At 38.3% G+C, this 22,055-nt stretch carries 19 protein-coding genes; 7 read left to right on the top strand and 12 right to left on the bottom strand.

The window, feature by feature from the left end; genetic code table 11:
* Positions 1 to 305: 305 nt before the first annotated feature.
* From ACFIMA_RS00275 to nth, 9 genes are all read right to left on the bottom strand, one after another.
* Complete coding sequence (locus tag ACFIMA_RS00275) at positions 306 to 1,211, bottom strand: metal ABC transporter permease (protein ID WP_273790250.1); 906 nt, start codon at positions 1,209 to 1,211, stop codon at positions 306 to 308.
* Positions 1,208 to 2,074 (bottom strand): metal ABC transporter permease, encoded by an 867-nt coding sequence (locus tag ACFIMA_RS00270; RefSeq protein WP_375611406.1) that lies wholly within the window; start codon positions 2,072 to 2,074, stop codon positions 1,208 to 1,210. The genes ACFIMA_RS00275 and ACFIMA_RS00270 overlap by 4 nt, the downstream gene beginning before the upstream one ends.
* Positions 2,071 to 2,901, bottom strand: coding sequence for a manganese/iron ABC transporter ATP-binding protein (locus ACFIMA_RS00265; RefSeq protein WP_273790252.1), 831 nt, complete (start codon positions 2,899 to 2,901; stop codon positions 2,071 to 2,073). Before ACFIMA_RS00265 ends, ACFIMA_RS00270 begins: the two co-directional genes overlap by 4 nt.
* The gene (locus ACFIMA_RS00260; protein WP_375611408.1) at positions 2,898 to 3,806 is read right to left on the bottom strand and encodes a metal ABC transporter substrate-binding protein; all 909 of its coding nucleotides are present in this window, start codon (positions 3,804 to 3,806) and stop codon (positions 2,898 to 2,900) included. The genes ACFIMA_RS00265 and ACFIMA_RS00260 overlap by 4 nt, the downstream gene beginning before the upstream one ends.
* Positions 3,807 to 4,096: 290 nt before the next feature.
* Positions 4,097 to 6,511 carry a phenylalanine--tRNA ligase subunit beta gene (gene pheT / locus ACFIMA_RS00255; RefSeq protein WP_375692998.1) on the bottom strand — a complete coding sequence of 805 codons (2,415 nt, stop codon included), beginning with the start codon at positions 6,509 to 6,511 and terminating at the stop codon, positions 4,097 to 4,099.
* Positions 6,512 to 6,543: 32 nt separating this feature from the next.
* Positions 6,544 to 7,626 (bottom strand): phenylalanine--tRNA ligase subunit alpha, encoded by a 1,083-nt coding sequence (gene pheS / locus ACFIMA_RS00250; RefSeq protein ID WP_375692999.1) that lies wholly within the window; start codon positions 7,624 to 7,626, stop codon positions 6,544 to 6,546.
* A 94-nt stretch (positions 7,627 to 7,720) separates the two neighbouring features.
* Entirely contained in the window at positions 7,721 to 8,122 is a 402-nt protein-coding gene (gene rplT / locus ACFIMA_RS00245) for a 50S ribosomal protein L20 (RefSeq protein ID WP_375632149.1), read from the bottom strand.
* 33 nt (positions 8,123 to 8,155) lie between these two features.
* Entirely contained in the window at positions 8,156 to 8,359 is a 204-nt protein-coding gene (gene rpmI, locus ACFIMA_RS00240; RefSeq protein WP_183193590.1) for a 50S ribosomal protein L35, read from the bottom strand.
* Between the two features lie 155 nt (positions 8,360 to 8,514).
* Positions 8,515 to 9,255, bottom strand: a complete 741-nt coding sequence (gene nth, locus ACFIMA_RS00235; protein ID WP_375693000.1) for an endonuclease III — start codon at positions 9,253 to 9,255, stop codon at positions 8,515 to 8,517.
* A gap of 120 nt (positions 9,256 to 9,375) precedes the next feature.
* Here nth and ACFIMA_RS00230 point away from each other — a divergent pair, with 120 nt between their 5' ends.
* The 4 genes from ACFIMA_RS00230 (at position 9,376) to ilvD (ending at position 12,896) form a co-directional block, all read left to right on the top strand.
* Positions 9,376 to 9,807 carry an Hsp20 family protein gene (locus ACFIMA_RS00230; RefSeq protein ID WP_375632150.1) on the top strand — a complete coding sequence of 144 codons (432 nt, stop codon included), beginning with the start codon at positions 9,376 to 9,378 and terminating at the stop codon, positions 9,805 to 9,807.
* A gap of 26 nt (positions 9,808 to 9,833) precedes the next feature.
* Positions 9,834 to 10,085, top strand: a complete 252-nt coding sequence (locus ACFIMA_RS00225) for a DUF1150 domain-containing protein (protein ID WP_012754519.1) — start codon at positions 9,834 to 9,836, stop codon at positions 10,083 to 10,085.
* A 621-nt stretch (positions 10,086 to 10,706) separates the two neighbouring features.
* Positions 10,707 to 10,886 carry a hypothetical protein gene (locus tag ACFIMA_RS00220; RefSeq protein WP_375652402.1) on the top strand — a complete coding sequence of 60 codons (180 nt, stop codon included), beginning with the start codon at positions 10,707 to 10,709 and terminating at the stop codon, positions 10,884 to 10,886.
* Positions 10,887 to 11,057: 171 nt separating this feature from the next.
* Positions 11,058 to 12,896 carry a dihydroxy-acid dehydratase gene (ilvD, locus tag ACFIMA_RS00215; protein WP_375611414.1) on the top strand — a complete coding sequence of 613 codons (1,839 nt, stop codon included), beginning with the start codon at positions 11,058 to 11,060 and terminating at the stop codon, positions 12,894 to 12,896.
* Positions 12,897 to 13,929: 1,033 nt separating this feature from the next.
* Here ilvD and mutS read toward each other — a convergent pair.
* Entirely contained in the window at positions 13,930 to 16,674 is a 2,745-nt protein-coding gene (gene mutS / locus ACFIMA_RS00210) for a DNA mismatch repair protein MutS (protein ID WP_375693001.1), read from the bottom strand.
* 195 nt (positions 16,675 to 16,869) lie between these two features.
* On the opposite strand from mutS, the gene ACFIMA_RS00205 reads away from it, so the two are divergent.
* Positions 16,870 to 19,170: an NADP-dependent malic enzyme gene (locus ACFIMA_RS00205; protein ID WP_375632152.1), complete on the top strand. Its 2,301-nt coding sequence runs from the start codon at positions 16,870 to 16,872 to the stop codon at positions 19,168 to 19,170.
* A 68-nt stretch (positions 19,171 to 19,238) separates the two neighbouring features.
* Here ACFIMA_RS00205 and secB read toward each other — a convergent pair whose 3' ends face one another.
* Both secB and ACFIMA_RS00195 read right to left on the bottom strand, forming a co-directional pair.
* Positions 19,239 to 19,715 carry a protein-export chaperone SecB gene (gene secB / locus ACFIMA_RS00200; protein ID WP_375632153.1) on the bottom strand — a complete coding sequence of 159 codons (477 nt, stop codon included), beginning with the start codon at positions 19,713 to 19,715 and terminating at the stop codon, positions 19,239 to 19,241.
* A gap of 142 nt (positions 19,716 to 19,857) precedes the next feature.
* Entirely contained in the window at positions 19,858 to 20,352 is a 495-nt protein-coding gene (locus tag ACFIMA_RS00195; protein ID WP_375632154.1) for an FxsA family protein, read from the bottom strand.
* Between the two features lie 174 nt (positions 20,353 to 20,526).
* On the opposite strand from ACFIMA_RS00195, the gene ACFIMA_RS00190 reads away from it, so the two are divergent.
* Together ACFIMA_RS00190 and ACFIMA_RS00185 are read left to right on the top strand one after the other, a co-directional pair.
* Positions 20,527 to 21,219, top strand: coding sequence for a Tim44/TimA family putative adaptor protein (locus ACFIMA_RS00190; protein ID WP_375693002.1), 693 nt, complete (start codon positions 20,527 to 20,529; stop codon positions 21,217 to 21,219).
* Between the two features lie 52 nt (positions 21,220 to 21,271).
* The gene (locus ACFIMA_RS00185; RefSeq protein ID WP_375693003.1) at positions 21,272 to 21,862 is read left to right on the top strand and encodes a Smr/MutS family protein; all 591 of its coding nucleotides are present in this window, start codon (positions 21,272 to 21,274) and stop codon (positions 21,860 to 21,862) included.
* Positions 21,863 to 22,055 lie beyond the last annotated feature (193 nt).

Raw genomic sequence — 22,055 nt, 5'->3', positions numbered from 1 at the left:
CCTTCATGCGTAAGTGTCTTTGCTGTTATAAGTTCCTTGAAAATACCGAATAGCTTACACAATATTATAATCATTTTAAATGATTTCAAGAAATGAGAAAAAGTTTTAGAAAAAAATAAAAAGGCTGCAGAATAAATCAATGCAGCCTCTTAATTAAAATGCAGTGTTGGGGGGGAGAAAATTTACTGCATTCACCTGCTAGATATTAGGAGGAAAAATAATCTAGCACCTCGGACTCTAATTAAAATAAAAATGAGAAACAATATATAAAAATGCATGGCTGATATGCATGAATTTTAACACTTTCAAGTCTCTTGAACTGTGTTTCGACGAAAGAAAATCATCATGAAAATAGCCATAAAAATCAACGTCAAGATCAACACAATTGTGGAAGCAGAATCAGAGCCGATAAATAAGCTGAGATAAATCCCTAAAAAACCAGAAAAAGCTGCAACAAGTATCGCGATCATTAACATAAAAGAAAACCGCTTTGTGACAAGATAGGCAATTGCTCCTGGTGCTATCAGTAAAGAAATAACGAGTACGATACCTACAGCTTTCAAAGCCGCAACAATTGTAAGAGAAATCATCGTTAGCAGGGTATAGTGGAGTAGAGATATTGGTAACCCCATTGCACGTCCTTGAACTGTGTCAAAAATATACAGCATAAAGTCGCGCCATTTTGCTGCTAAAATAAAAGTGACAACAGCAGAAATGATTGCCGTCTGCGTTATATCAAGCCAGTTAACACCCAAGAGATTACCAAATAGAATATGATTCAAATCTAAGCTACTATAAATAGACGTGGCTAAAACAAGCCCCAAACCAAACATTGAAGAAAAGACCACACCCATCACCGTGTCCTGTTTGATACGGCTATTGCTCCCTAAAAAACCCGTTAATAGTGCACACACCATTCCTGCAACAAAAGCACCGCAAGTAATCAAAGTCATTGTAATATTCTCTGGACGCATATGCTGAAACCAAGCAAATGGCAAAGAAGTTAAAAATGCGATTACCCATGGTGTTGTCATATAACCAACAACAACACCTGGAAAAACTGCATGAGAAATGGCATCGCCTAACAGCGCCCATCCTTTCAAAATAAGAAAACAGGAAAGCATCGCCATGGGAATAGAAAGAATCATGACAATAAGCATACCCTTAAGCATAAAAGAAAACTGAAACGGAAGCAGTAATTGATCAATCATGATAATATTACACCCTTTTTTGCCGCATTTATGCGTAAGCGCGCAGCAATAAACCCATGTTTAGGAGCAAAAATAAAAGCCAAAACAAATAAAGATGCTTGAAAAAGCACTACAACCCCCCCCGTTTGTGCATTCAAAAAATAACTCACATAAACACCCAAGACACTTGTGAAGGTTCCAATTACAACTGCAATAACCAAGATGTTTACGAAACGATCACTTAAAAGATAGGCCGTTGCCCCAGGTGTCACAACAAGACAAATGACTAAGAACGCTCCAACGGTTTGCATCGCAGCAACGGTACAAGCGGCAAGCAATGTGAAAAAGAGAATCTTTAAAAATTTTACGTTTAATCCAATGGCATGCGCATGCGTTTCATCAAATAACGAAACAAGAAGATCTTTCCATTTCAAAAGCAATATAAGCAACGAAACAAAGCCGATAAAAGCCAATTGTAGAATATCTGTTGAACTCACTGCTAAAATATTTCCCAAAACAATCGTATCAATATTAACAGCCATTGGTTTTAATGATTTGAGAAACAACCCAAAGGCAAAAAAGGAAGAAAAAATGAGCCCAATAATGGTATCTTCTTTAAGCTTTGTCCGGTGGTTAAAAAAGAGCATTGCTGCTGCTGCAAGACCACCAGAAAAAAAAGCGCCGAGTGAAAAAGGTAACCCTAAAAGGTAAGCTCCTGCTACACCAGGAACAATCGAATGGGAAAGTGCATCACCAATCAATGACCAACCTTTTAACATCAAAAAAGCTGAAAGAAAGGCACAAACACACCCAACTAACCCAGAAACCCACATTGCATTCACCATATATTGATAGCTCAGTGGCTCAAGCAACCAAGAAATCATGCAACGTGCTCCACTCTTTCAATATCTTCACAAACTGCAGACTGCTTTCTTCCCATGAAAACATCATTTTTTTTTGTGGTTTGAAGATCAAAAATATGGTGATGCAAAGACCCTCCAAAAGTTTTCTCCAGATTTTCCTTTGTAAAGATTTTTTCTGTTAACCCAGAAGCTAAAACAGTACCTTTTATTAAAACTGTATGATCACAAAATTCGCGAACAGAACCCAAATTGTGAGTTGAAACCAAGATCACTGCTCCTTCTTTACGAAGATCTTGTAGCAAAGCAATGATTTTATCTTCTGTTGTAACGTCAACCCCTGTAAACGGCTCATCTAATAAAATAGCTTTTGCTTTCTGTGCAAGAGCGCGCGCTAGGAAAACACGCTTTTTCTGTCCACCAGAAAGTTCTCCAATTTGGCGCTTGGCAAAAGCCAACATATCAACGCGTTCTAAGGCAATACGAACGGCTTCATAATCTTGTGTACGGGCATAGCGAAAGAAATTCATATGACCGTACCGCCCCATCAATACAACATCTTCAACCAAGACAGGAAAATTCCAATCAACATCTTCACTTTGAGGAACATAAGCAATAAGATTTTTTTTCAAAGCTATATCAACGGGCAAATCAAACATACGAATTTTTCCCTTTGAGGGGCGTACAAACCCCATAATCGCTTTAAATAACGTTGACTTACCGGATCCATTAACACCAACCAATGCCGTAATAGAACCCTTTGGACTTTCAAAATTCACTTCGCGTAAAGCTGTATGTCCATTACGATATGTTACCGTTACTCCTTGGGCAAAAATTCCACATTCCGTCATTGGTTTTTTACTCCCTCTACTAAAGCATTGCTAATACGCCCACTCGTGACACGTAATAAATCAATATAAGTGGGTACCTCACCATTTTTCTCACTTAAAGAATCAACATAAAGAACACCACCGTATTTAGCTCCTGTTTCTCTGGCAACCTGCTTAGCAGGCGCAGGGGAAATAGTGCTTTCAGAAAAAACTGCATGAATATTGTATTTGCGAACCATATCAATAACATGCTTGACCTGCTGTGGTGTTCCTTGTTGGTCAGCATTGATGGGCCATAAATAAAGTTCTTTTAGATCAAAATCACGCGCCAAATAGCTAAAAGCCCCCTCACTGGTCACAAGCCAACGTTTATCTTGCGGTACAGCTTCTAATTCAGCCCTAATTGGATCAATCGTTGCACGAATTTTCTGTTTATAAATTTCAGCATTCTGTTTATAAATTTCAGCATGTTCAGGATCATATTTTACAAAAGCATCGCGAATATTATCAACGTAAATCAAAGCAGAGGTCGGTGACATCCACGCATGAGGATTGGGTTTACCGCTAAAGGGGCCCTCACCAATTTTAATGGGTACAATACCTTTTGAAACAACAACACTTGGAACATCCTTGATATTTTGAAAAAACTTTTCAAACCAAAGCTCTAACTCTAAACCATTCCACAATACAAGGTTAGCTCCCTGAGCACGCATAAGATCGCGTGGGGTGGGTTGGTATTCATGAATTTCCGCACCTGGTTTTGTAATGGATTCAACATCAGCGGCATCACCTGCTACATTGCGTGCCATATCAGCAATGATAGTGAATGTCGTAACAGCTTTAAATTTACCAGCACACAAAGCAAAATTGGGTGTAAAAAAAATAACACTTCCAAAAACTATGGTGAAAAACGTTCTTACGTTCATTGATTCTCTCTTTCCTTTATATGCCTTCTTTTTATTGCAAATAATTTGCATTATCATTTAGCAATAGCAGTTATCTTTTACATTTGCAATGAAGGATTAAGAGAAAAAATAACTTTTCAAGATGTTTAAAAACAGTTTTTTCATATTGAAAAAATTGATGATTTAAGCAGCTTGTTTTGGTAAGGAGGTCCCCTTTCAAGAAGTTCTATAGCTCTTGAGTGCTAAACAAAAAGGGAGTACTCAAACAAGCTCCCACTTCATGTAAAATATCTCATAAAAAATGAGAATACTCAGTAGCGTAAATATGCACCTGTCATTTTGGTAACATTATCCACGATCTTTGAGGCAAGCTTTTCTAAATCTTCATCTGTTAAAGTCCGTTCTATGGGCTGAATAGTTACTTCAATTGCAACAGATTTTTTATCTTCACCAAAGCTTAAATCTTCAAAAATATCAAAAACCTGCACTGAATGAATAAGTTTTTTATCGGCTCCACTTGCCGCCCGAATAATAAGAGAAGAGGCAACAGTTTTATCCGCTATAAAGGCAAAATCACGCCGCACCATTTGAAAAGGTGAGAGTTTCAAAGGAGGACGGCTTTTGGTCGTTTTTTTCTTTGATTCTGGAATTCGATCTAGAAAAATTTCAAAGCCGCATAAAGGGCCACTGACATCTAACTTTTCTAATGTAGCAGGATGAAAAACACCAAAAAAACCAAGAATAATCTTTGATCCAAGTTTTATGACACCTGAACGACCAGGATGATACCAATCCGGTGCTCCAACTTCAATCTGCACTTTCCCAACATCCATATCGCATGCTTCTAAAATAGCTAAGGCATCTGCTTTGGCATCAAAAACATCAACGACGGTTGCATTTCCATTCCAAAAACGCCCAGCCCCTTTAAATTGCTCTGTTCCGCGACGAATTCCACTAACAACACGGTGTTGTTTATCAGGGGTGTCGCCCTCATAAATACTTGAAACTTCAAACAAAGCAAGATCGGAAAAACCACGATCAGCATTTCTTTGTGCCGCCATAATCAAGCCAGGTAAAAGGGAAGGACGCATCATTGACATATCAGCAGCAATAGGATTAACTAATTTAAGCTCTTCTTGACCTCCTCCAAAAGCAAGAGCTTGATTTTCAGAAATAAAAGACCATGTCACCGCTTCTTTCATACCACGTTGCACTAGAGCCAAACGTGTAGCACGTGAACGAATTTGTGCGCATGTTAAAATTTGATCTTTTCCTTCTGCAAAGTTTTCCAAAGGAATAGGTTTAATTTTATCTAACCCATAAATTCTCATAACCTCTTCCACCAAATCGGCTTTACCCATAATATCAGGGCGCCATGATGGTACTTTTACCGTAACGACTTCTCCTTTTCCTTCAACAAAAAATCCAAGTTTTGTTAAAATAGAGATGACTTTTTCAGGTTCTATTTCCAAATTTGTTAAACGTTTAATTTCAGAAAAAGGAAAAGCGATCTGTTTGATTTCTTGTTGCTGATAGCCAACGATCTTCTTTTTAGATACTTCACCACCACAAAGACGTAAGACCAATTCTGTTGCAATCTCAAGTCCTGTTTCTATAAAAGCCGGGTCAACACCTCGTTCAAATCGATAACGTGCATCACTGATAAGACCTAATGCTCTTCCTGTTTGTGCAATGCTTCGCGCATCCCAAAGCGCCGATTCAATAATAATGCGATGTGTTGTTTCATCACAACTCGTTCTTTCACCGCCCATGATACCGGCAATCGAAACAACCTCCTCGTCATCTGCAATGACACAATTCTTAGGGCCCAGATGATAGATTTTTCCGTTCAGTGCTTGAAGCTGCTCTCCTTCACGCGCGCAACGTACACACAAATTACCTTTAATTTTATCTGCATCAAAAACATGGAGCGGACGACCAAGGTCAAAACTGATGTAATTGGTCATATCAACAAGCGCATTAATCGGTCTCAGACCAATTGCATTCAAACGCTGTTGCATCCACTGTGGTGATGCACCATTTTGAACATTGCGCACTTCACGCCAAGCAAAACCTAAACATAATGATGAATCTTGCGAAAAATCTAATGAAACATCGAGAGGTGTTTCAAAGGAAGGATCAAATTTTGACAGGGATAATTCTTTTAATTTTCCCATTCCAGCGGCAGCAAGATCACGTGCAATACCACGAACACCTGTGCAATCGGAACGATTAGGGGTCAAACCAATATCAATAACCGGATCATCTAAACCAGCATAAGCTGCAAATGAACCTCCAATAGGTGCATCTTCTGGAAGTTCAATAATCCCATCATGCTCATTTGATAATTCAAGCTCCGCTTGTGAACACATCATCCCAAAACTTTCAACACCTCGGATTTTTCCTACAGATAATGTTACATCAAGTCCTGGAATATAAGTGCCTGGTAGTGCCAGAACACCAACAAGACCTGCGCGTGCATTTGGTGCTCCACAGACAACTTGAACAGGTGTGGAAGTCCCTGTATCGACGGACAGAATCTGGAGTTTATCTGCATCAGGATGCTTTATTGCTGTTAAAACTTTTGCAATCACAAAACCTTTTAAAGAAGACCGATCATCAACGTAATCAACCTCAAGACCTATAGCGGTTAATTTTTCACAAATTTCATTCAAAGATGCATTTGTTTCTAAGTGATCTTTTAACCAGGACAATGTAAACTTCATTTTAAAACCTCACATGAAAGCGATGACTAAGATCACACATTTCTATTAGGAAAAAAAGCAGGCATATCAAAGCAACGAAAGCCATAATGGTCTAACCAACGCAGGTCAGCATCAAAAAAAGCCCGCAAATCAGGCATACCGTATTTCAACATGGCAATACGATCAATGCCCATGCCCCATGCAAAACCTTGATATTCATCTGGATCTAAACCAACATTTTTCAACACTTGGGGATGCACCATTCCGCATCCTAAAATTTCCAACCAATCCTGTCCTTCTCCGAACTTTACTTCTGAACCAGAACGATCACATTGAATATCTACCTCCATAGATGGTTCGGTAAAAGGGAAAAAAGAGGGACGAAAACGCATTTTTACAGAGGGAACTTCAAAAAATGCTTTACAAAAAGTTTCATGCAGCCACATCATATGGGCAATGGTGGAGGTTTTATCAATGACAAGACCCTCGACCTGATGGAACATGGGAGAATGTGTTGCATCCGAATCCATGCGGTAAGTTTTTCCAGGAATAATGATTCGTATCGGTGCTTTTTGTTTTTCTAGTGTGCGAATTTGTACGGGTGATGTATGGGTTCGCAATAATTTTCGTTCTCCCATTTTATCAACATCAAAAAAAAAGGTATCATGCATTTCACGCGCTGGATGCCCTTCAGGAAAATTCAATGCTGTAAAATTATAATAATCTGTTTCAATATCAGGTCCCTCTGCAAGAGAAAAACCCAACTTTGTATAAATGGCAATAATTTCCTCAATCACTTGTGAAATAGGATGAATGCGTCCCCGTTCTATAGGTGAAGAGCGAACAGGCAAGGTAACATCAACTTTTTCACGAGAAAGACGGGCATTCATTGCCTGTCTTTTCAGAAGATCACGCTTTTGTGCCCATAATTCTAAAATGCGATTTTTTAATCCATTAAGAACTGGTCCAACTTTATGGCGCTCGCCAGCATCCATTTTTCCTAATTCTTTTAATTTTTCAGAGATACTACCTTTTTTACCCAATGCTGCAATACGCACTTCTTCAAGTGCTTGTTCATCACCTGCTGCCTCTAAGGCTAAACAAATTTCTTGTTCCAGACGCTCAATATCATTCATATTTTTGCCTATTTTTTAATAAAGAAAAACCCGCACTCGCAATAGCCAGCACGGGACCTCGAATAAATGAATGCTTTAAGAGAACACGACTGGCTTATTTGACAGCGCCTTCGAAAGCATTAGGTGTCGTATCTTTTAAATATTCTAAAGCTTTTTTTGCCGAAGTTACTAAAGCAGAAAATGCTTCTGCCTCATGGATTGCTATATCTGAAAGAACCTTACGATCAACCTCAATACCGGCTTTTGATAAGCCATCAATAAAACGTCCATAAGTTAAACCTTCTGCGCGAACAGCCGCATTAATTCTCTGAATCCACAAAGCACGGAAAGTACGTTTCCTATTTTTGCGATCACGATAAGCGTATTGCTTTGAACGATCAACCGCTGCTTTAGCTGCACGAATGGTATTTTTACGACGACCGTAAAAACCTTCAGCCTGTTTAAGAACTTTTTTGTGCTTAGCGTGTGCTGTCACACCTCTTTTCACACGAGCCATATTATAATCTCCTCAAAATCAAAAGCGTAAGGTTTAAATACCATTCGGCAAATAATGCTGAATGACTTTTTTAGCATCTTGTTCACACAAAACCATTGTTCCACGTGCATCGCGAATAAATTTATTCGAACGCTTAATCATGCCGTGGCGCTTACCGGCAGCTGCTACTTTAATTTTGCCTGACGCAGTGATTTTAAACCGCTTTTTAGCGGATGATTTGGTCTTCATCTTGGGCATTTTGCTACTCCGTACATTAATTTATTCAATCAAACATTTTATTCACTCAAGCGGACCAACGCTTGAACAAGCATTTAAACAGCCACGGCATGCCCTGCCGGGCGGCTCTTAAAGACGTTTTCATAAGCTAGTATACACAAAATAGCAAGACCGTATTACAAAAAAATCGGCGCTCCATTGTCTTGAAGCTCAACCAAAGGTGCTGGAATTGCATTTGTTTTGATGGCTGCTTTACATAAATCGGCAATAATGCATTGCGTACATTGTGGTTTACGGGCTTGACAAATATAGCGACCATGTAAAATCAGCCAATGATGCGCATGGCGAATATAATGAACCGGTATAATCTTTAATAATTTTTTCTCAACAATTTCTGGTGTTTTTCCAGGCGCCAAACCAAGACGATTGCTTAAGCGAAAAATATGTGTATCTACTGCCAATGTAGGCTGACCAAAAGCAACATTCAAGACCACATTAGCCGTTTTGCGCCCCACTCCAGGAAGGGCCATGAGTGCTTCACGCGTATCGGGTACTTGACCGCCATAATAATCAATTAAACAGTTGCAAAGCGCATAAACATTACGTGCTTTTGCACGCCAAAGGCCAATTGAACGGATATGATTTGCTATTTCTTCTTCCCCTAATGCAACCATTTTTTCCGGTTGATCAGCAAGGCAAAATAATTCTTTTGTCGCTTTATTAACGCTTACATCTGTCGCTTGAGCCGAAAGCACAACGGCAACTAAAAGTGTAAAAGTATTTATGTAGTTAAGATCACTCTTAGGTGTTGGGCGTTGCACAGAAAAACGGCGAAATATTTCCGCAATTTCATCTTTATTATACAATATACTAGATAAATTTCGCACCTTTGATAATTTTATGTTACTTTGAGGCATTGAACTCTCTTAAATCTTCTCTCTTGAAGTTATCATTCACGCTCGCCATATGAGAGGAGTGCAGCGAACACTTTTATAGAGTTTGGTCAAGTAAAGCCATTTTAAAGAGGATACTCATGAATGACACATGTGACGCCTTTCTCCAATCCTTTTCTTTTAGGGTTTGAAACCGTAGAAAAAATATTGCAACGTATCGGTAAAGCTGATGAGGCTTACCCAGCCTATAATATTGAACGTTTGCATAAAAGTGATGATGCAAATCATATCCGGATAACTTTGGCTGTTGCTGGATTTAAGATTAACCATCTTAATATTTTACTCGATGATAATCAATTGGTTATTCATGGTAAACAAACAGACAACCAAAATCATCAATATTTATATCGCGGTATAGCTGCGCGACAATTCCAGCGAATCTTTGTTCTCGCGGAAGGGATGCATGTTACAAATGCAGAGTTGAAAAATGGTCTTTTATCAATTAATCTGTATCAACCAAAATTAAAAAAAGAAATAAAACAGATTCCAATTAAAGTCAGTAGTGGTGAGTCATAAAAGTTAAGGCGTAAAGGAACAGTGAAATGGGAGAACACAAACAAAACTTGTCGTTTCAGAACACATCCTACTCTGATGCGGGACAGATTGCCTATTTAAAAAAAGTTTGTACAGATGATCTGGCTAAAAACTTTCCAGATCTTCCACCAATGACCCCAGGCATTACGATATGGGCTCTCTTTGGTGAAACAGGTTATCCTATCATTTTATCCGATGAGCGTTCTATCGCCCTTGCTGGAGCCAATGAGCATGAACTACAAATTGTAACTCTGCACTAGATTACCTTACGAGAAAAAGCTGTACTCTTTATAAATTCTATCTGTTTTTTCGTAAAGGGTGTAATGTGAGTTATAATTAGATTAAGTATTGATTTATATTCATAATTAATTTTTTACAACTGGAATGAGAGTCCCGAATATCATAAGGTTCTCTCATTTGAGATCTTCTTATATTGAAACAATTAAAGTCACTTGCTTGATGTCATAAGCAGGGAGAGCCATGTGGATAAAAACACTTGAAGAAAGGAATAAAAATATCTCTTTTTAATTGTCTCAATTACCAAGGACGTTCACGATATGGGGATAAAAAAATGTATGATGGTGTCAGTTTTCTTCTTCATAAGTGTGAAGATGTCCCTTATAGATTTATATTATTCACGGGGGCTGTTATACCATTCATAGGCGCTATCGTGAAATGGGCTCGAGTGCATTGAAAGATGTCTCTTTAAAATGAGTATAAAGGCTATACAAGTGTATTTTGTTTGGTGTGTTTTGTTCTTCCTTAGGGGAGTAGCTCTATTGAAGAGTGTAAAAACAAAAGCATGAGATAATGCGTCATCATTATTTAAAAGATATTTTTTATGAATGCGTTTGAAAGGTGTAAAGCTGAATTATAAGGAGATGATAGATTTTTATCACGATTTCTTTATATTCTTTCCAATTCCAGAAATTACGCAAACAGATAGATGCAATATGCTAACCAAATCTGGCATACAAAAATCTGGAACAGTTCGTGTCATACTGAAGCGTTTTGATATTTGTCTCAAACGTGGACTTGCACAGGGATTAGATGTTGATTAACAGGTAATAAAAAACAAAGGCTTTATGAAAAAGTTTATGCAGAGCTTTTAATTTTGTGCTTCAAATGCCGCAGTACAAGGTATTTTTCTCTTTTGAATATTAAAGCTCTTGTTTTTATAATGAAGTTACAGCACAACAAGCAAAATGGAATTATTTGAGGGGAAAAAAATAATGCCTTCTTACCGTTCAAGAATATCAACCCACGGGCGTAATATGGCAGGAGCCCGCGGACTTTGGCGTGCAACAGGGATGAAAGATACTGATTTTGGTAAACCCATTATTGCGATTGCGAATTCTTTTACACAATTTGTACCAGGGCATGTCCATTTAAAAGATCTTGGGCAATTAGTCGCACAACAGATAGCAGTTGCCGGTGGTGTTGCGAAAGAATTTAATACCATTGCTGTAGATGATGGAATTGCGATGGGGCACGATGGAATGCTCTATTCGTTGCCCTCACGTGAAATCATTGCTGATTCTGTAGAGTATATGGTTAATGCACACTGTGCAGATGCACTTGTTTGTATTTCTAATTGTGACAAAATTACACCTGGTATGTTAATGGCTGCTTTACGGTTGAATATTCCGACAATCTTTGTTTCAGGCGGTCCTATGGAAGCAGGTAAGATTAAATGGAAGGATCAAGATCTAACGGTTGATTTGGTCGATGCCATGGTTGCAGCAGCTTCAGAACAAAATTCAGAAGAAGAAGTTGCTGAAATGGAGCGTGCTGCTTGTCCTACATGTGGTTCTTGTTCAGGAATGTTTACGGCCAATTCTATGAATTGCTTAACGGAAGCATTGGGGCTTTCTCTTCCCGGAAATGGATCAATGTTAGCAACACATGCAGATCGACGAATGCTTTTTGAAGAAGCTGGAAAACAGATTGTTGCATTGGTTAAACGTTATTATGAAGAAGATGATGAAACAGTTTTGCCGCGCTCTATTGCTTCACGCAAGGCTTTTGAAAATGCAATGACCGTTGATATTGCCATGGGGGGATCAACCAATACAGTACTGCATCTTTTAGCTGCAGCGCAAGAAGGTGAGGTGGATTTTACCATGACGGATATTGATCATCTTTCACGTTGTGTTCCTGTTTTATGTAAGGTTGCTCCTGCTGTTGCAAATGTACATATGGAAGATGTTCATCGCGCTGGTGGTATTATGGGGCTTTTAGGTGAACTGGATGCGGCAGGACTCATTGATACATCAACTTATACGGTTCACGCAAAAACAATGAAAGAAGCTCTTTACCGCTGGGATGTAAAGCAAACTAATGAGCCAACAGTTCATGCATTTTATCGTGCCGCTCCAGGTGGTATTCCAACACAGACAGCTTTTAGTCAATCTTGTCGCTATGAGACCCTTGACCTTGATCGTGAAAAAGGTGTGATTCGCGATAGGGAACACGCATATTCACAAGATGGAGGATTGGCAGTTCTTTATGGGAATCTTGCAAAAGATGGCTGCATTGTAAAAACAGCAGGCGTTGATCAATCAATTTTAACTTTTAAAGGTCCGGCAAGAATTTTTGAAAGCCAAGATTCAGCTGTTTCAGCTATATTAACTGATAAGATTAAAACAGGTGAAATTGTTTTAATCCGTTATGAAGGCCCACGTGGTGGACCTGGAATGCAAGAAATGCTTTATCCAACGAGTTATCTCAAATCTAAAGGATTAGGCAAGGTTTGTGCACTTGTTACAGATGGACGTTTTTCAGGGGGAAGTTCAGGGCTCTCAATAGGACATATTTCACCAGAAGCTGCTGAAGGAGGAGAAATTGCGTTGGTGGAAGAGGGGGATATCATAGAAATTGATATTCCAAATCGTAGAATTCATATGTTGGTGGATGACGTTGAGATGAAGCAGCGCCGTTCTAAGATGGAAGCAAAAGGAAAAGGCGCTTGGCAACCGATTGAGAAGCGTCAGCGTAAAGTTTCAAAGGCTCTCAAAGCCTATGCAGCGATGACCACATCTGCTGCAAAGGGTGCAGTACGTAATATTTGATGAGTTGAATAGAGATAGTGCTCTGATTTTTTGCATCTTTTGCACGATATTCTAAGCTAATTATTTTATGAGTTTATGAACTTTTATCAGAATATTTCGAGTCATGATGAGTATGATTAAAAAGCTATCAATACAACTAAAAACTGCGGTAGATTGCTTATTTTAGCAGCTATGTAAGACAGATACAGTATAATTACTTTTCATATCATATTCCAATCTTATATGAGATTATGATTTCTTATTACTCATAATTTATGAAAGATATTTATTGTACTGGTGGCATTATCTTGTTGTACCGTAAAAACACTGTCATTTAGAGCTGTGATATACGGCATCTTCCTTAAATATTAAGTGTGTTTTTAGTGTGTGGTGAATATTCTTAGACTTGTTTGTAAAGCTTTGAGTTTAAGAGAAGCGCATGATTAGGAAGTCAAGGAAAATCCGTTAGAAGCTGGACTATTTGCAGACTTTATTCGAATGAAAATCCTTATCCATTAAGGTGTGGGAAGGAGTTGAAGGATGTTTATGAAAATAAAGTACAGCTGTGATATATCTGATTATATGTTTCATATGAAAACAGTAAAAGAGCTCTTTATAACTTAAAATGTGAAGAAAATACGAGACCCATTATCTATGAATTTATTATGCAAAATGGGATGGTATTCCAACACTGACAGTTTTAAACTAAAAATATTGCTATGATAACAATAATATTGATCGTGAAAAAGCACAATTCATTAAATATGGCGTATTTGCAAGGTGGAGGAGATTTCATGACAATCTTTACAAAAAACGACTATCTTGTAAAAATAGCCGATCTTGACCAATTTTTTGTATAAGAGCTAATATTAATCTAAGGGAATATGAAATATAATGCATAGGGTTTTGCCTATAGGCAATTACACTTATCAAAATATATTATGTAGAAAAGCGATGGGAATACGATAAATAACTGTTTATGCTGTGGTATATCAAAAATGGTTACGTTATCTCCTATTAAGAAGGTTTTTTAATAAAAAATAACATCTGTTTTCTATAAAGGGTTACTCTTTTCAAGCTGTTTGAGGTGGTAAATTGCTTCTAAAGCTTGTTTAGGAGAGAGTTCATCGGGATGAATATTTTTTAAAGCTTCGTGAAGTATACAATGTTTGTTTTTTGCTTCATTGACGGGAGATGTTGCTTTAAGAGAAAAGAGTGGTAAATCATCAATGAGTTTATGTCCTTTTCCAGCCATTTCGCCTTGTTCTAATTGATGGAGTACATCTGTTGCTCGTGTAATAACGGCTGGGGGAAGTCCAGCAAGCTTTGCGACTTGTACACCATAGGAACGGTCAGCGGCTCCTGGTGTGACCTCATGAAGAAAAACTACATCACCATCCCAATTTTTGACTTTCATGGTTACATTATGCAGTCTGTCAAGTTTTTCGGTAAGTGCAGTCATTTCATGAAAATGGGTAGCAAGAATAGCACGACAATGGTTAACTTCATGGAGATATTCAACAGCAGCCCAAGCAATAGAAAGTCCATCAAAGGTTGATGTTCCACGTCCTATTTCATCAAGAATAACAAGGGAATGGTGGCTAGCATGATTGAGAATCGTTGCTGTTTCAACCATTTCCATCATAAAGGTTGAGCGCCCTCGTGCAAGATCATCGGAAGCCCCAACGCGACTAAATAGGCGATCAACGACACCAATATGTGCTGAAGTTGCTGGAACGAAGGACCCCATTTGCGCCATAATAGCAATAAGAGCATTTTGCCGCAAAAAAGTTGATTTTCCTCCCATATTAGGCCCTGTCAACAGCCAGATTGCTGCATATTGCTGATTTTCTTGCACAGAGAGATCACAATTATTGGCAATAAAGGGTTCTGCGGCTTGTTTGCGGAGTGCTTGCTCGACGACAGGATGGCGTCCTGCTGTAATATGAAAGGTAAGTGAAAGATCAATTTTAGGGCGGCAATATCCTTGTTCTTCAGCAAGATGTGCTAGAGCGACAGAGACATCTAAAATGGCAAGTGCTTCAGAGGCTTTACGAATAAAGTCAACTTGTTCGGTAATTTCCTGAACGAGAATATCAAAAATCTCTAGTTCAAGTGTCAATGCGTGATTGGCAGCATGGGCAATACGGCTTTCAAGGTCAGCAAGCTCTGTTGTCGTAAAACGCATAGCGTTTGCCATTGTTTGCCGATGAATAAAACGTGCTTTAGCTTCTGGATTATTTGTAAGAGCAGATGCTTGTGTGCTGGTTACTTCAATGAAATAACCTAGAATATTATTATGCTTTATTTTAAGCGTCTTAATATCTGTTTCTTGGGCATATTGCGCTTGAAGTTCAGCAATGACACGGCGAGATTCATCACGTAAAGCACGCATTTCATCGAGCTCTTTATGATAATTGGAACGAATAAAACCACCATCACGTTTAAGGAGTGGGAGATCATCAGCTAATGCCTGTTCTAAATGAAAGTATAACGCTGTGGGTAATTTTGAGAACACCTGTTGTACATCACTTATTTCTTGAGGCAGAAGCTCATTATCAAGAAGTTGATGCAATTCACGAATGATTTCAAAGCCACGCTGGATTGTCGCCATATCACGGGGACCTCCTCGTCCAAGAGCCAAACGTGAAACGGCGCGGGGCATATCTGGTCCCCCCTTTAAAATAAGCTTTATCGCTTCTGCAAGAGAAGGATTACGTAGAAAAAAATCGATAGAATCCAAACGCGTATCAATAGCTGAAGGAGTGGTGAGGGGAGCAATAAGGCGGTCAATAAGAAGGCGTGATCCTCCTCCTGTTACAGTGCGATCAATAGCTTTTAATAAACTTCCATCCCGTTGACCTGATGTCGTTCGAATAAGTTCAAGGCTTAGTCTGGTTGCGGCATCAATAAAAAGAGTTGCACTTTCATTTTGGCGTTCAGGCTGCATGAGGGGAGGGCGATGCGTGATTTGTGTTTTTTCGATATAACGAATAGCAGCTACAATTGCAGAGAGTTCACAGCGTGAATAATCGGCAACGCCTTCAAGAGTTGAGAGTTTAAAATAATTGCAAATATCGCGTTCAGCGGTGAGTGCATCAAAGAGACAAGCAGGTTGAGGTGAAACGATACGATCAAGAACACTAAAAAGTGACTTGTGAGATTTATCATGAAAAAATGAATCAGAAACAATGATTTCTTGTGGATCCACACGCATAATATCTGCTAAAAGTTTTTCTTGGCGGCTCTCTGTTACACGAAATATGCCTGTTGAGATATCAATCCAAGAAAGAGCAAATTCCTCTCCATCGCTAGTTTTTATACGGGAAAGTGTCATCAAATAATTTGCGCGTGTTGGATCAAGGAGTTTTTCTTCTGTTATTGTTCCAGGTGTTACAAGACGAACAACATCACGCCGAACAACAGATTTTGAGCCACGTTTTTTTGCTTCAGCAGGATCTTCTATTTGTTCACAAACAGCAACTCGGTAACCACAAGCAATCAGTTTTTGTAAATAATCATCTGCAGCATGAACGGGAACACCACACATAGGAATATCTTGTCCTAAATGTTTTCCGCGTGCTGTGAGTGTGATTCCTAAAGCCTGAGCAGCTTCAATCGCATCATTAAAAAATAATTCATAAAAATCCCCCATTCGGTAAAAGAGAAGGGAATCATGATGGACGGCTTTGATTTCTATGTACTGCTCCATCATAGGTGTAAGACGTTCTTGAGAGGAAGCAGATGGGGAGGCAGGCTGTGGAATTAAATTATTTATATGATTGTTTTTTTTATCCATTTGTACGAGGCCTGTTTCCTTTAAGTGAAGTTTTTACTCTTTTTTGTTTACTTCAATATCTATTTATCTCTAAATTGCAACGCATCATCAGATTTGCTAAGGCAAGAATAGCGATTTCTAATATATGAATCAAATTTAATGACTATACGCATTATCAAGCAAAATTTACACTGTTTTTGGAGAAAATAAAGTGAGATGAAAAAGAGCGAGCAAGATCAGAAAATGTCTCAAACTGTTTACAGTGCGAGCGAAAGAGAAGCTCTAGATTTTCATAGTCGTGGTCGACCAGGAAAGCTTGAGATTGTTGCAACAAAGTCTATGGCAACACAGCATGATTTAGCACTTGCTTATTCACCAGGTGTTGCAGTTCCAGTTAAGGCAATTGCTCAAAATCCAGCGCTAGCTTATGATTATACAGCAAAAGGTAATCTTGTTGCTGTTATTTCAAATGGAACCGCTATTTTAGGGTTAGGCAATTTAGGTGCACTTGCCTCTAAGCCGGTCATGGAAGGCAAAGCAGTGCTGTTTAAGCGTTTTGCGGATATTGATTCCATTGATTTAGAAATTGATATAAACGATACAGAAAGTTTTATCAATTTGGTGCGCCATTTAGAACCTTCTTTTGGTGGAATTAATCTTGAAGACATTAAGGCGCCAGAATGCTTTATGATTGAAAGCCGCCTACGCGAGGTGATGAATATACCTGTTTTTCACGATGATCAACACGGTACAGCGATTATTGTTGCTGCGGGTGTTCTCAATGCTTTGACTTTAACAGGGCGTGATATGCAAAATACGCGGTTAGTTTGTAATGGTGCTGGTTCTGCAGGGATTGCTTGTATTGAATTGATTAAAGCGATGGGCTTTCGTTCCGAAAATATCATATTATGTGACACAAAGGGTGTGGTCTATGAAGGCCGCAAAGAGGGAATGAATCAGTGGAAATCTGCGCATGCTATTCAAACAGATAAACGTACGCTTATGGAAGCAATGGAAGGTGCAGATATATTTTTTGGGGTTTCTGCTAAAGGTGCTCTTACTCCTGAAATGGTAAGATCCATGGCACCCCAGCCGATCATTTTTGCTATGGCTAATCCCGATCCAGAAATTACGCCGGAAGAGGTTATGCAAGTGCGTCATGATGCCATTGTCGCAACAGGACGTTCCGATTATCCAAATCAGATTAATAATGTTCTTTGTTTTCCTTATATATTTCGTGGTGCGCTTGATGTGCGTGCAAGAGTTATTAATGAAGACATGAAGATTGCTGCGGCAAAGGCTCTTGCTAATTTAGCGCATGAAGAAGTGCCTGACAGCGTTGCAGAAGCTTATCATGGAAAGCGATTAAAGTTTGGTCCTAACTATATCATCCCTGTTCCTTTTGATCCGCGTTTATTTACGGTTGTTTCAATAGCGGTAGCAAAAGCAGCAATGGAAAGCGGTGTTGCGCAAAAGAACATAAATGATTTAGAGTCCTATGAGCGCGATTTGAATGCGAGACGTGATCCTACTTCCTCGATGATGCGTGGGGTTTATAACCATGTTCGTCAAGCGCCAAAACAAATTGTCTTTGCAGAAGGTGAAGAAGAGCAAGTTATGCGGGCAGCCGTTTCCTATGTTCATCAAAAATTAGGACAAGCAATTTTGGTTGGTCGTGAAGAGCAAGTAAGAGAAGCGGCTGTTATCGCTGGAATTGATCTGGAGCGTGAAGGTATTTCTATTATGAATGCTAAGCTTTCTTGCCGTACAGATGCTTATGCGAATTATCTTTATAAAAAAATGCAGCGTCAAGGTTGGCTGTTGCGTGATTGTCATCGTCGTATCAATAATGATCGCAATTATTTTGCTGCGTGTATGGTGGCACTAGGAGATGCTGATGCAATGGTTACAGGGGTGACACGCAATTATGAAACAGCGTTGATCGATATACGTCGTGCAATTGATGAAAAACCAAAAGAACGATTGATTGGTATTTCAATGGCTATTTGCCGTGGACGAATTGTGTTTATTACGGATACAGCCGTTTATGAAAATCCTAATGCTGAAGAACTTGCAGATATAGCTGAACAAGCAGCTTCATTTGTGCGAGGATTTGGATATCAACCACGGGTAGCATTTTTAGCATTTTCTACATTTGGTTATATGAAAGGGAAGACGACGCAGCAAATTCAGGATGCGATTAATATTTTGCATGAACGCAAAGTTGATTTTGAGTTTGATGGAGAAATGAGTGCTGATGTGGCACTCAATTCCAAATTGATGCAGCAATATCCATTTATGGGATTAACGGAGCCTGCTAACATTTTGGTTATGCCTGGATATCACGCATCTTCCATTGCAAGCAAAATGTTACAAGAACTCGGTGAAGCAACTATCATTGGTCCTATTTTAATTGGATTGGAAAAATCTGTCCAAATTGTACCGTTTAGTGGGAGCGATACAGATGTTGTCAATATTGCAATGCTTGCGGCTTATCATGCCGCAAAAGTCGTCTAAAGGAAAAAAGCCCCTAATATACCAATAATATATCAAGGGGCTTTTTGATAGCAAAAAAAATAAATTTTTTAAGAGGGCTGTATTTGATTGTCTTTTTGCTCTTCAGAAAGACGCTTTTGGAAGAGTGCTGCAAAATCAATAGGATCAATCCACAAAGGTGGAAAACCACCACTTTGAGTAGCATCAGATATAATTTGGCGAGCAAATGGAAATAAAAGACGGGGACATTCAATAAAGACCAGTGGCATAACATGTTCTTGTGGAATGTTTTTAAGGTGAAAAACACCACCGTAAATAAGTTCTACATGAAATAAGGTTTCAGTTTCATCATTGGCTTTGACGGAGAGAGACAAAACGACATCATAATTGTCATCACCAATTGGGTTAGCATTGACGTTAATATTGATATCAATTTGTGGTGATTTTTCACGTGTACGTAATGAACGAGGAGCACCAGGGTTTTCGAATGATAAATCTTTTAAATATTGAGTTAATACAGCAAAAACCGGCTCTCCACCACTGTTATTCATTTCATCTTCGGCCATACGACAAACCTCTTCCATTATAATATGTATATTTATTCTAGATCTAAAGACCAGATTGGTTATCACGCCTTGCAAAAGGTTGCAAGAAATGCGCTCTTTATCTTGAATATTTTTTTAGTTTGTTACAGATTTTTTAGGCATTTCAATGGTTATCATCATTTTTGCGCCATGGAGATTCTGTCGTATCATGAATTGTGTAATCTTCTGCTTTAAGATCAATTATTTTTTCAGAGTTATTTTTTCTTTTAGTATTGGGATTCATTTTGTTTTTTAATGATGCAAAGAAATGCCAAGCAACAGAGCGAATTGGTTTAATAAGAAGTAATATTCCCAAGAGATCAGTGACAAAGCCGGGAAGAATAAGTAAAATTGCACTAAACATGATGAAAGCATCATTAATAATATTATTCTCTAATGTGCGTCCTTGGATAAGTTCATTTTGTATATTTTTTAAAAGGCTAATCCCTTGAATTCGCAATAAAACAACCCCAACTATGGTTGTGAGAATAACCAAACTCAAGGTTGCCAAAATACCAATTTCTTGACCAACAAAGATAAAACCAGCAATCTCGATTAAAAGAATGCAAAGAAAGATAACAACAAAAAAACGAGGATTTATAGAATAAAGTTTTATCACATGAAAGTTTCCTTCTAGATGAGTAGGGGGAGAAATTCTTAAGAGAACTCCGTTTAAATACAAAATCTATAAAAATATTTGAATGATAAGATTCCTTATTTTACATATTTATTGATAAATGGTATTGACTGCAATGTTTATTAGAGACTTAAGCTTTGGAGATTGACAGCGCCTATGGAATTTGACGTTATACTTGTCATAGCTCTTGTTGTTATGGTTGTTATTTTTGTGCAACTCCGTAATGTATTAGGGAAACGAATTGGGTTTGAAAAGCCACCCTTTGATCCTTATTCACGACGTTCTAAAAAACAAGTTGAAGCAGAAACGGCTGATAATATTGTTTCGTTCCCTCATCAGAAAAATTCACAAAAAGACGACTTTAGTGAAATTGATAAAATTTCACCGGAGGGGAGTGTTTTGAATAAAAATTTGCGGGAATTTCATAGAATTGATCCTCATTTTTCTCCTCAACTTTTTATAAAAGGTGCACAAATTGCGTATGAAATGATTGTAACAGCTTTTGCCAAAGGTGATCGCAATAAACTTAAAAGCTTGCTTTGTCAGGATGTTTTTGAGAGCTTTTGTATGGCTATTGAGCAACGAGAAAAAAATAAAGAAAGAATAGAATTCACTTTTGTTGGAATTAATAAGGCCGAATTTGTTGCGGCGGCAATACAAGAAAAAGATGAACTTTTAACGATACGTATTGTCAGTGAGATGATTTCTGTTACTTATAATGAACAGGGCGAGCGTATAGACGGTGATCCTGATGCTATTGTAGAAATCAGGGATATTTGGACTTTTGTTCGCAATAGTTTATCGTCAGATCCCAACTGGAAGCTTTTTGCTACAGAAAATGAAAATTAAAATACTTTTTGTTTTTCTTCCATAAGCATTCAATGATTTATGAGAAATTAAAATGTCCTCAAGTAAATGGAGACAAAAAAGAGATTTATTGGCTCCACAAGATCGTCTTTTATGGGAGATGGTTTGTCGTACGATAACACCGCTTCACGGTAAGATGCTCTCTTCTACTTCAGAAACTATTGCAAATATTAATGATAAAAAACAGCCTGTAACTCAAATCTCCTCATTGTCTCAGGAAAATCAACAACCCTCGACAATTATTAAAAGAGAAAAGAGGTCAGTTACACAAGCACAAAAGATTCATTTCTTTGATCATGTTGCATATCGTAAAATTTCCCAAGGTCGTTGTCCTCTTGAGGCGCGTCTTGATCTCCATGGTTATATGCAGGAAGAAGCTTATTTTTTCTTAAAAAAATTTCTACAATCCTCTCAGCAGAGAGGATTGCGTTATGTCCTTGTGATTACAGGAAAAGGACGATCCGTTGGGAGCGATGGAGCTTTGTATAGATTTGTTCCGTATTGGTTATCAACACCAGCTTTTCGATATTATGTCCACGCGTTTGAGCAAGCAGCACGTCAGCATGGCGGAGAAGGTGCGCTTTATGTTTGGTTGCGCCGTTTTGTGTCGGGAGAAGGAATGTGATGTCATTATGGTCGTTTCAGGTTTAATATTTATTTATACTTATAATTTATTGTTTTCGTATATTTCGTAAGAGCCTTGAATACAATATTCCCTTCTTTATAATTTTTTATAAAGAATTATAAAGATATTATTTTACATTCTACGTATTGCTTCACGCTTTTGTTTATAGCATTCGTTAACGGGGCACATCCCT

The organism is Bartonella sp. AP88HLJMH (assembly GCF_042195605.1).
In the GTDB taxonomy this organism is placed as follows: domain Bacteria; phylum Pseudomonadota; class Alphaproteobacteria; order Rhizobiales; family Rhizobiaceae; genus Bartonella.
The sequence above is the reverse complement of the archived record's forward strand: the minus strand, read 5'-3'. Positions and strand labels throughout refer to the sequence as shown.